Below are 12,831 nucleotides of genomic sequence, written 5' to 3'. Positions count from 1 at the left end.
GAGAGGAGTGGGAACATGATAACTGAACAACTGCGCATCTCATTAAATAATCCTATCATGTGCAATCACAAGGTATATGGACAAGCGTTATTACCCGGCCTTGCTTATATAGATCTGATTTATCAAGTATTCCAAGAACATGGTTACGCTTATCAAGAGCTAGAACTGAAAAATCTGACCATTTTTTATCCTCTGATCGCGGAAGCATCGTATGACATTGCCCTGACAATCCAAGTGTCTGAAAGCAAAAAAAGGGACATGGTCCATCTTAATTGAAGGGCAAAAACAGCATGGAGAGTCGTTATCAGGTCATAGACGATATGCTTCGGCCGAGATGCATCATAAAGCACCAGCTGCTTTCACGGAAAAGATTGACCTTCATCAATGGAAAAAAGCGGCCGGCCGAATTCTGAATTTGGACGACATCTATGATCAATGCCGCCGTCAAGAATTAGTGCATACAGGCATGATGATAGCAGAAGGACAGGTATATGAAACAAAAGAGGCCGCTTTGATTGATGTATCTGTCGGACAAGAAGCATTGCTTCATTCTGAGGCTTTTATGTTTCATCCGACGCTCATCGACGGCAGCGGTTTAGGGTCAAGCGGCTTGCTCTCAAGTGTAAATAAAAACGAACAGACTGTGTATCTGCCTTTGTTTTTCGAATCCTTTACAGCTTCGGAGCCATTACAAAAAGAATGTGCGGCGCGCATTCAAGCTTCCTCCGTGCGCCAGAAAAACGAGCTTACTTATATGACCATTGAATATTTTAATTCTTCTGGACAAAAAGTAGCCGAACTCAAAAACTTCGCAAGCAAGTCTGTCCGGGATGCGAAGGCCTTTCAGCCTGAAAAAGAAATCGATCAGCTCCAGGAAGAGAGTGTGGTAAAAGAAACTTCTGTCTCTCATGACGCTGGCCGGAAATACAATGCGTTTGAAAGGTTACTGCGTCAGTTGCTGGCTGAACAGCTTGAAAAACCGGCAGAACAAATGGATATTCACGCCGGGTACTATGAGCTTGGGTTAGATTCGCCATCCTTGCTTGAAATTGTTCAGGCGATAGGATCTCATGTTGGAGAAGATCTCTCTCCCACTTTGCTGTTTGAATATACAACGATTGCAGAATTATCAGCGCATTTGGCTGAAAACTATTTGTTTGGAGAGGCGGACGATGCTGTCCGCCAGCCTCCTGCATCACTGCCGGAGTCTTTAGATGCTCTTTCTTCCCCGCCAAAAAAAGCGGAGGACATTGCGATCATTGGGATGGCAGGCCGTTATCCTAAGGCGAAAAACATACAAGAATTTTGGGGAAATCTTAAGGCTGGAACAGACTGCATCAGTGAAATTCCGAAATCACGGTGGGAATGGAAGGAATTCGATGAACTGACAACACCTTCAGGAAAGCCTTTTTCAAAATGGGGCGGGTTCATTGAGGATGCCGATTGCTTTGATCCGCAATTCTTCAGAATTTCTCCCAGAGAAGCAGAAACCATGGACCCTCAAGAACGCTTGTTTTTAGAGACATGCTGGGAAGCCATTGAAGATGCAGGCTATACGCCTGAGACAATTGCTGCACAGCGAGGCACCAATAAAAGACGGCATGTCGGCGTCTTTGCCGGTGTCATGCATAAGGACTATTCTCTTATAGGTGCTGAAGCTTTATCCGAACAAAATCCCTTTCCTTTGTCCCTGAACTATGCGCAAATCGCCAATAGAGTGTCTTACTACTGTAATTTCCATGGACCAAGCATGGCAGTGGACACGGTCTGCTCATCTTCTTTGACTGCCATTCACTTGGCAATAGAAAGCATCCGGAATGGGGAATGTGAGGCTGCGATAGCAGGGGGTGTCAATTTATCTCTGCACCCGGCTAAATATATCAGCTATGGCAGTGTGGGGATGCACTCGAGTGACGGCTATTGTCATACATTCGGCGAAGGCGGTGACGGATACGTTTCTGGAGAAGGGGTTGGAACGGTATTATTAAAGCCTCTGCGAAAAGCTGAACAGGATGGTGACCGGATCTATGCCGTCATCAAAGGAAGTGCCATTAATCATGTAGGCAAAGTCAGCGGTATTACGGTTCCGAGCCCTATAGCGCAAGCCGATGTTATAGAAACCTGCTTAGAAAAAACAGGAATCGATCCGCGTACGGTCGGCTATGTGGAAGCGCATGGCACCGGCACCTCTTTAGGAGACCCAATTGAAATTCAAGGATTGGTGAAGGCTTTCAGCCGAAATACGCAGGATCAGCAATTTTGTTCGATCGGTTCTGTGAAATCAAATATTGGCCATGCAGAATCTGCAGCCGGCATCAGCGGGTTAACGAAGACCGTTCTGCAGCTGTATTATAAAACGCTGGTCCCATCCCTACACTCAGAAGAGCTGAATCCTTATTTGGAGCTGGATCAATCACCGTTTTTTGTTCAGCGCGAAGCAAAGAAATGGGAGCAGCCGGCATTGACGGAAAACGGAATGGAGATTAAGTATCCCCGCCGTGCCGGTGTAAGTTCGTTTGGAGCGTCAGGGTCCAATGCGCATATCATTTTGGAAGAATACATCCCGAAAGAGGACGCCTCAGCCTCTGTTTCGGTGAAATATGAAGAGGCAATTATTCCCTTGTCGGCGAGAAATATAGACAGGCTGCAAGCATACGCCGGCAAACTCATTGAGTTTCTTCACGAGGACATTAATCTTTTTGAGCTTGCTTATACACTGCAGGCAGGACGGGTGGAAATGGAGGAGCGGGCAGCCTTCATCGTGAAAGACATAAAGGATCTAATTCATCAACTTCAAGCATTTGTAAAAGGTGAAGAAGCCGATCGCTGCTGGACCGGACAGGCCAAAGAGGGCCAAGGGTTTACCGGGGCAAAAGCGGGGGATTTGGAGAACATCGCGGAATCTTGGGTTCAAGGAAAACAGGTCAACTGGGATGAACTATACGGCGCTCGCAAGCCGCTTAAAGTAAGTGTTCCAACCTACCCGTTTGCAAAAGAACGCTACTGGATACCGGCACCTGAGACGAAAATCAGCGGCAGAACAACGAATTCTGCATTACATCCGCTGCTGCATAGGAATACGTCAGACTTTTCTGAGCAGCGCTTTAGCTCTAGCTTCACAGGCAAGGAATTTTTTCTATCAGATCATGTTGTGCAGGGACAGAAAATCCTGCCGGGTGTTGCCTATTTAGAAATGGCAAGGGAAGCAGCGGAAAAAGCAGCGGGTGATCTGGGAGAGGGACAAAGAATTGTGTCGCTCAGAGACATCGTCTGGATTCGTCCTATCGCGATTGAAAGTGAACCAAAAGAGATACATATTGGCCTTTATCCTGAGGAGAGCGGAGAGATCAGCTATGAGATTTACAGCAAAGATGAAAACCAGATGATACACAGCCAAGGGACTGCAATCCTAGGGGCTGAACCGGACATTCCTGTTTTAGATATTAAAGCGCTGCAGGCGGAATGCAGTCTGGACACAGTGACATCAGAGCAATGCTATGCGGCGTTTCGGAAGATAGGGCTTGACTATGGAGAGGGCTATCAAGGGATTAAAAAAGTGCTTATCGGACACGAACAATTGCTTGCAAAAATCTCCTTACCCGCTTTTTTGGAAGACGGTAAGAAGCAATTCATGCTCCATCCGAGTTTGATGGATTCCGCTTTCCATGCATCGATTGGTTTTATCGTTAGCTCAGTCAATACGGATGCTCAAGTCCATAAGCTGTCTCTGCCGTTTGCAATGCAGGAACTTAACATTCTTGCCTCTTGCCCTTCTGAAATCTGGTCTTATATTAGATTCAGTTCAGACAGTAAGGCAGAGGACAAAATCAGAAAGTATGATATTGATCTATGCGATGAAGATGGGAATGTCTGTGTGCAAATGAAGGGGGCTTCCATTAGAGCGCTGGAAGGAGAACCTCAATCTCCGGAAGCAATAGCAGCGGGGTCTTCATCGATAGGACATACAATGATGGTTCCTGTCTGGGAACCAGTGTCTCCAAATGCGGAGAGCGGTGTCTCGGCTGCCGGTGGACAAGCCGTTTTATTAGGGGGTACTGAGCACGAACAGAAGTTAATGAAACAATACTATCCTCAGGCTGTGGTTTTGGATATCCAGCCGGCAGATCACATGGAAACGATAGCAAACAAGCTGCAAGCGTGCGGCAGCATTGACCATGTACTGTGGATTGCCCCGCTACACTCGGAGCAAATGTTTATTGAAGAACAGGAAGAAAACGTTCTTCACGTATTTAAGCTTGTGAAAGCACTTCTTCAATTAGGCTATGGCGGGGAAAAGCTGGAATGGTCAATTATCACCATCCAAGCGCAGCCGATTACTCAGCATGAAGCTGTCAATCCTGCTCATGCTAGCATTCATGGACTCATTGGCACAATGGCTAAGGAATATCCGCATTGGAAGATCCGGCTGATTGACCTTGAAGAAGGCTGCACTTGGCCGATCAAACAGATGTTTACACTCCCTGCAGACCGTCTTGGGCACGCGTGGGTCTATCGGAATCACCAATGGCATCAGCAGCAATTGATTCCCTATCAGCAATCCCCGTCAAATGATACGTTATATCGAACCGGCGGAGTGTATGTGGTTATTGGAGGATCTGGGTACATCGGAGAGGCGTGGAGTGAGTATATGATCCGCCGCTATCAGGCGCAGATCGTTTGGATTGGACGCAGTCAAATCAATGATGCCATCCAGGCAAAATTAAACCGTCTCTCGGCACTTGGACCTGCGCCTTACTATATTGCAGCCGATGCTGCGGATATGCATTCATTGCAGCAGGCTTATGAACAAGTGAAAAAACGCCATCCTCATATTCATGGGATCGTTCATTCTGCAATGGTTTTATTTGAACAAAGCCTGGAAAATATGACGCTCGAAGAATTCAGAACTGGATTGGCGGCAAAGGTGGATGTAAGTGTTCATATGGCCCAAGTATTTCAGCAGGAGGATTTGGATTTTGTTCTATTTTTCTCTTCGCTTGTGTCCCATATCAAAAATGTGAAGCAAAGCCATTATGCCTCTGGCTGTGCGTTCGCAGATGCATTTGCTTACCGGCTGTCCCAAAGCTGGAGTTGTCCCGTTAACGTCATGAATTGGGGATATTGGGGGAACAGTGAAGCGGCCGAAGATGAAAATTATGTGCAGCTCATGAATCAAATTGGCTTAGGCTTAATTGAACCTGAGGAAGGGATGAAAGCGTTAGAAGCCCTGCTTTCAGGGCCTGTCAGCCAAACGGCTTTCATTCATACGACTAAACCTGTTGCAGTCGAAGGAGTGAATCAGAAGGAATTCATCACCCTTTACCCGCAGCAGCCTTCGATAGACGCCGAAAGCCTGAAGAGACGCCTGCCGGAAACTCGGAAAATAAAAAGAGTAACACACGAGGAGCTGGACGCTCTCCTTTACAGACTTCTATTAGCGCAGCTGCAGACGGCCGGGCTGTTTGATGGTCATACATTATCGGTTGAACGTCTTCAACGAAACAACAATACTCGTGAGTTTTATGAAAAGTGGCTCCGGCAAAGCAGCGAATTCCTTCTGCAGCAAGACTACCTTAAAAAAGATGGAGATTCTTTGGTGAGGAAGGACAAGGCAGAGGATATAGACATGCTTTGGAATGAATGGGATGCAAAGAAATCAGAATGGCTCCAAGACAGCAACACAAAAGCGATGGTTGTATTAGCTGAGGCCATGCTGAAAGCATTACCGGATATCCTGACAGGGAAGGTGCCTGCGACGGATATCATGTTCCCTCATTCGTCAATGGAATTGGTGGAAGGTATTTATAAGCATAACCAAGTTGCAGACTACTTCAATACAGTGCTCGCTGATACGTTAACAGCTTACGTAGATGAACGGCTGAAACAGGACCCTAAAACCTCCATTCGCATTATGGAGATAGGCGCAGGCACTGGCGGCACGAGTGCCGGAATCTTTCAAAAACTGAAAACCTATCAAAATCATATAGGAGAATATTGTTATACAGATCTTTCAAAGGCGTTTTTGCTGCATGCAGAAAAAGAGTATGGGGCGGAAAATTCTTACCTGACATATCAGCTATTTGACGTAGAAAAACCGATCGATCAGCAGGAAATCGAGGCAGGCGGCTATGACGTTGTAATTGCCGCTAATGTCCTTCACGCGACAAAAAATATTCGCCAAACGCTGCGGCATGCAAAAGCTGTGATGAAGCACAACGGATTGCTGTTACTAAATGAAATGGCGGGAAACAGCTTGTTTCCGCACATCACCTTCGGACTGTTGGAAGGCTGGTGGCTGTATGAAGATCCTGCGTTGCGAATTCCCGGCTGTCCTGGTCTATATCCAAACAAATGGAAAGAGGCCTTAGAAAGCGAAGGCTTTGAATCCGTGTTCTTCCCGGCAGAAGCAGCACATGACCTCAGTCACCAGATCATAGCAGCCTCAAGCAACGGAGTGGTGCGCCGTATGGCTATGGACATGGCGCCTCCTGCAGAAAAGAATTTTTCACCAGTGAGGAAGGAGCCGGCATCTGTCCAAAACGTAGCTTCAGAGATAGGCGGATCATCAAATGATGCCGTCTTGATAGAAAAAAGCACCGAGTATATGAAAAAACGAATCGGACAAACATTGAAAATCCCTGCAAGTAAAATTGATTCATCTGAACAGCTTGAGAAGTACGGCATCGATTCCATTGTCGTTGTTCAGCTCACGAATACATTGCGTAAGGAACTGGACCATGTGAGCAGCACTTTATTTTTTGAGTATCAGACAATAGACGCGTTAGTGGAGCACTTAATCAAAACGAAAAAAGAAGCACTTATGAGACTGACAGGCCTTGACCATCAAGTGCAAAATGACAAGCCGGTAGCAATCAATAACAAATCTTCACAGGAGGCTGGGCAGGTGCCTGACACAACCCGGCGCTATCGTAAGCTTGGCCGCAGCCGCGAGATAGAAGCACCATCACTGGCACAAGCACCGGTCAGCCGTGATGTTGCCATTATCGGCATATCCGGGCGTTATCCTCAGGCGGAGACAGCAGAAGAATTTTGGAACAATCTAAAAGAAGGAAGAAATTGTATAGAGGAAATCCCGAAAGACCGCTGGGATTGGAAAGCATATTACGATAAAGAAAAAGGAAAAGAAGGCTCGATTTATACAAAATGGGGCGGATTTATCAAAGGTATGGATACTTTTGATCCTTTATTCTTTCAAATTTCTCCGCTAGAAGCAGAAAGAATGGACCCTCAGGAGCGATTATTTCTGCAAACCGCCTATGCGAGTATTGAAGATGCGGGATACACACCAGACTCGCTCTGCTCAAGCAGAAAAGTCGGCGTCTTTGCCGGAGTAATGAACAAAAATTATCCTACTGGCTACGGTTATTGGTCCATTGCCAACAGGGTATCCTATTTGCTGAATTTCCAAGGCCCGAGCCTTGCTGTTGACACAGCATGTTCGTCTTCTCTGACAGCGATCCATTTGGCGTTAGAAAGCATTTACAGCGGATCAAGTGAGTGCGCCATTGCCGGCGGCGTCAATTTAGTTGTCGACCCTGTTCACTATCAGAACTTATCTGTCATGAACATGCTCTCTGAAACTGACAAATGTAAATCATTCGGTGATGACGCAGATGGGTTTGTTGATGGAGAAGGAGTGGGTGCCGTCATTTTAAAACCTTTGCAAAAAGCAATAGAAGACGGTGACCATATATATGGGGTGATAAAGGCCAGCTCCATTAACAGCGGAGGCAAAACCAACGGATATACGGTTCCAAATCCGAATGCCCAAGCCAAGCTGATTAAAGAAGCCATTCAGCATGCCAATATCCCAGCCAGAACGATCAGTTATCTGGAGGCACACGGAACAGGCACTGCATTAGGAGATCCGATTGAGATTGCTGGATTAACAAAAGCGTTTGAGGAAGATACACAAGAAAGACAGTTCTGCGCGATCGGCTCCAGCAAATCCAATATTGGTCATTGTGAAAGTGCAGCCGGCATCGCCGGTTTGACAAAAATACTGTTTCAGTTTAGATACGGTCAAATCGCACCATCATTGCATGCTGAGCGTTTGAATCCAAATATTGAATTCAGTCAAACTCCGTTTATCGTTCAGCAAAAGCTTGGTGAATGGAAGCGGCCGATCATTGACGGTCGGGAAGTGCCGAGACGCGCCGGATTAAGCAGTTTTGGTGCCGGAGGGTCAAATGCCCATCTGATTTTAGAAGAATATATTCCAAAAACCGAGGCACAAACACCTCAAGCTCCTCCTCCTGCTCTGATCGTGCTGTCAGCGAAAAACAGTGAACGGCTTCAAGAAAGAGCGGAGCAGCTGCTCAATGCCGTTCGCGAAAAAAGGTACAGTGAATCAGATCTGGTCCGGATTGCCTTTACGCTGCAAACAGGCCGTGAAGCAATGGAGGAAAGGCTTGGCTTTATTGCCGAATCAATAGAAGATCTAGAGAGCAAGCTGCAAGATTTTATCGAAATGAAAGCAGAGGATCTATATCTGGATCGTATCGACGATAATAAACAAGCATTAGCGCTCTTATCAGCTGATGAAGATACGGAGAAGATGATAGACGCCTGGATGAGCAAAGGGAAATTTACGAAATTACTGGATCTTTGGGTGAAGGGCTTGTCTTTTGACTGGACAAAGCTGTACGGAGCTCATAAGCCGATCCGAATCAGCCTGCCGACATATCCATTTGCGAAGGAACATTACTGGGCATCAGGTGTTGAAAAGAGAACATCGTCCTTTGAAAACAATATAGAACACCAAGAGCAAGAGGACTTCGAGGTGATGACCTTTAAAGAAGTATGGAAAGAACAGCAGGTGTCTCTCACATCGAAAAGCTTCACAACTCTCGTCTGTTTTCTGACTGACAGAGACAAGCAACAAGCATTCGCTTCAGCTGTGAAAAGCTTTGATTCAGAGACCAAGGTCATATTTGTTTCTCAAGGCGAAACGTACGGCAAACAGTCTCCATACTCTTATCAAATTGTACGGAAGGACCCCGGCACTTTTGAGAAAGCCTTTCGTAGGATTCAGGAAGAACATGGAGAACCGGATGCAATCCTCTATTTATGGGCGACGGAGGATTCAAGCTGTAGTCAGGATTATTCCTGTGCAGTCTATTTATTGCAGGCTATGGCGGCCGCGAAGCTTCAACCTGCCCGTGTGTTATTGGCTGGATGTTTTGAAAGTGGTCTTGACCGAAGTTATCTGGAATCATGGATAGGATTTGAACGTTCACTCGGGCTAGTCCTTCCGAATACGAAAGTGACAGGAATCTTTCAGGATGCTGATCAAATTCCAAAAGAATCAATGGACGATTGGACAAGCAAGATCTGGACGGAATTACAGGCTTCAACTGAACAAACCGTCTTGTATCAGAATGAGAAACGTTATGTATGTCAGATTGAACAGACAACGTTACAGCCAGGCAACAGCAAATTGAAGTCCGGGGGAACTTACCTGATTACAGGCGGTTTAGGAGGGCTCGGTTATTTATTCGCCAAGCATTTGGCTAAAAACTATGCTGCGAACATCATTCTGACAGGACGAACGCCTATCAATAAAGAAAAACAAAAGCAGCTAAAAGTATTGAAGGATTTAGGCGGCGAAGCCATGTATGCAGAGGCGGATGTGTGTGATCCGATCGCAATGGGAGACTGCGTGAAACGCGGAAAAGACCGGTACGGCACCATCAATGGTGTCATTCATGCCGCCGGTATCGAGAGCGGGTCCTCTATTTTTGAAAAAGAGATGGATAGCTTCAAGCGTATTATTGAACCGAAAATCAATGGAACGATCGCACTTGACGAGTGGTTTAAAAAAGAAACCCTGGATTTTATCTGTTACTTCTCTTCGTCTTCTGCTATTTTAGGAGACTTTGGTTTTTGTGATTATGCGGTAGGGAATCGGTTCCAAATGGCCTATGCACATTACAGAAACGAGCTTCATCGCGGCCATACGTTTGTTATCAACTGGCCTGTATGGAAGGACGGCGGGATGACGATCGGGAATGCCGAAACTACCGAGATGTACCTGAAGTCAAGCGGTCAGCGCTTCTTAGAAGCGGAAGAAGGCATACGTATGTTTGAACACATTTTGTCTCAGCAGGATGCGCAGCATCTTATCATCGCCGGTCAGCCAAGCCGGGTCCGCCGCTTTTTAGGAATGACTGAAAGTGCCGTTCCAGAACCGGACATGATAGCCCCGCCTGCACAAGAAACATCGGGCGGGATGAAGAACCTAAGCGTTGAAAAACGTTTGGAAATGGACTTGAAAACGCATATTCACACCTTGCTTAAGATCTCAAAAGACAAGCTAGACTTGAATAAGAACTGGGCCGACTTTGGATTTGATTCCATCTACTTGGCTAAATTCTCGAACGTGTTAACTGACTATTACAAAGTCGAGATAACGCCTGCTTTATTTTTTGGCTATTCGACTTTAAAAGAATTAATCCGCTTCTTTTTAACGGATCATAAAGGCCTGATCGAGGAATTTTACCGGGGTGATGCATCTGATACTCAGAATCAGGCTGAAGCTGAAGTGCCGGTTTCTGCAGCGCTTCAATCGGAAAACAGCCATAGAAGCGGCCGGCAGCTTTACACAGAGCCTATCGCCATTATCGGAATGAGCGGCAGGTTTCCTCAAGCTGATTCGGTTCATGAATTGTGGGACAATCTGAAAAACGGAAAAAAATGCATTTCAGAAATTCCGAAAGACCGCTGGGACTGGCGTGAAGTCAAAGGACATCCAGAGAAAGCAGAAGTGCCGAGATGGGGCGCATTTTTGAAAGACATAGACCGATTTGATCCGCTGTTTTTTCACATATCGCCTAAAGAAGCCGAAAGTATGGACCCGCGCCAGCGATTGTTTCTGGAAGAAGCATGGCATACATTTGAGGACGCAGGATATATGGGAAATCGGATTAAAGGAAAGTCCTGCGGCGTTTATGTGGGTGTGGAAGAAGGAGAATATGCCCACTTAACCGGTGATACGGATTACATTACCGGCACTCAAAACGCCACATTGGCTGCGCGAATTGCATACGCATTAGATTTAAAAGGACCTAATATGGCGTTGACGGCAGCATGTTCCTCAGGACTTGTAGCCATTCATCAGGCTTGCGCAGCCTTGCGTCAGGGAGACTGTGAAATGGCTTTAGCCGGCGGCGTCAGTCTGAATATTTCTCAAATGTCTTATGAGGCGCTGACAAAGGCGGAAATGCTTTCTCCAGATGGACAATGCAAAGTGTTTGATCAGGATGCCAATGGGCTTGTGCCTGGTGAAGCGGTAGCAGCTGTTCTGCTGAAACCATTATCAAAGGCAATTGAAGATCAAGATCACATTTATGGATGTATAAAAGCAAGCGGCGTGAATTATGACGGCAAAACCAATGGAATGACAGCTCCCAATCCTTTTAGCCAGGCGGAATTAATAGAAAGCATTTATGAAAAATATCAGATCAATCCGCTGGATATTCAATATGTGATGGCGCACAGCACTGGATCAAATCTGGGAGATCCGCTTGAAGTACAGGCATTGACGGGTGCGTTCAGCAAATATACGAAACAGAAGCAATTCTGCACCATCGGCTCAATTAAATCATTAATCGGACACACATTTGCAGCTTCCGGTGTGGTTGCTTTGATCAGTATGCTGATGGCTATGAAAAATCAAACCATTCCGGCTACCCATGAATGTGAATCGAGCAATCCCTATATTCAGCTTGCAGAAAGCCCTTTTGTGCTTCACAAAGAGAACCAGCCATGGATCAGAAAAAATCATAATCCGAGGATGGGGACAATCAGCACAACGGGCATCAGCGGTACGAATGCGCATGCAGTAATTGAAGAATACATTCCGGATGAGCAGGCATCCGCGCATCAAGAACCAACCGAATGTCCGCAAGTTATCGTGCTTTCTGCTCAAAATGAGGATCGGCTTCACGATGCTGTTCTGCAAATGCTTGAGTATGCAGAGCAGAATGACAGCCTTTCATTACCTGATGTTGCGTATACACTCCAGGTTGGAAGAAAAGCAATGGAAGCAAGACTGGCGATCGTAGTGAATAATCAGGAACAACTGGTGCGAAAATTGAAGGAATTTGCAGAAGCGGTGAAGAATGGTGAATCATTCGGCCAATTTACATCCTTTTATACAGGGAATGTGGAAGAGATTTCAGAAGAAAGAGATGAAACATCTCTGAAAACGGTCGTCATAGAAAAAGATTTTAAAAAGATAGCAGATTGGTGGACGAAAGGAAATCATATTTCTTGGGAACTGCTCCATGAAGACAATAATGTCCGTATCGTTCCGTTACCTGGCTATCCATTTGCAAAGGAACGCTATTGGATCTCATCAGATAAGAATAGTAGACCATCGTCACAAGTCGCCCAAAGTGAGACTGACGAGTCCAATGAAGAGAAACACATTCAAGACATCATCGTACAATTTCTGGAACGAGAGCTGAGCCTGTCACGGCATCAAATCAATTTCAAAAGAAACGTTCGAGAATACGGGATGGATTCAATTCTTGGCCGAAAGCTGATGCGTCATTTAGAAAAGACCATTCAGATCAAGCTGACCGGCCGGGAGCTTCTTGAATTCCAGACAATCCAAGCGCTTTCTGCTTATGTGGCTTTAAAAGCTGAAGGAAAAAACCGAAGCGCGGAGGCTCTGCCGCAAAATCAAACCAACAGCCTGTACACTGACGAGCAAATCATCGGTTTGATGCAAGAGGTGGCGCAAGGGAAATTGGATTTTAAGAGTGTGCAAAACATCATAGAAGGGAGTTAATCGTATGAACCATA

At 46.0% G+C, this 12,831-nt stretch carries 1 pseudogene; it reads left to right on the top strand.

The annotated features are described in order from the left end of the window. Window positions 1-15: 15 nt before the first annotated feature. Window positions 16-12,817 (top strand): annotated as a pseudogene (locus tag AU387_RS11845) (SDR family NAD(P)-dependent oxidoreductase). Window positions 12,818-12,831 lie beyond the last annotated feature (14 nt).

The sequence above is a fragment of the Bacillus halotolerans genome (assembly GCF_001517105.1).
Classification (GTDB): domain Bacteria; phylum Bacillota; class Bacilli; order Bacillales; family Bacillaceae; genus Bacillus; species Bacillus halotolerans.
Note: the sequence above shows the minus strand (reverse complement) of the source record. Positions and strands in the feature narration are given on the sequence as shown.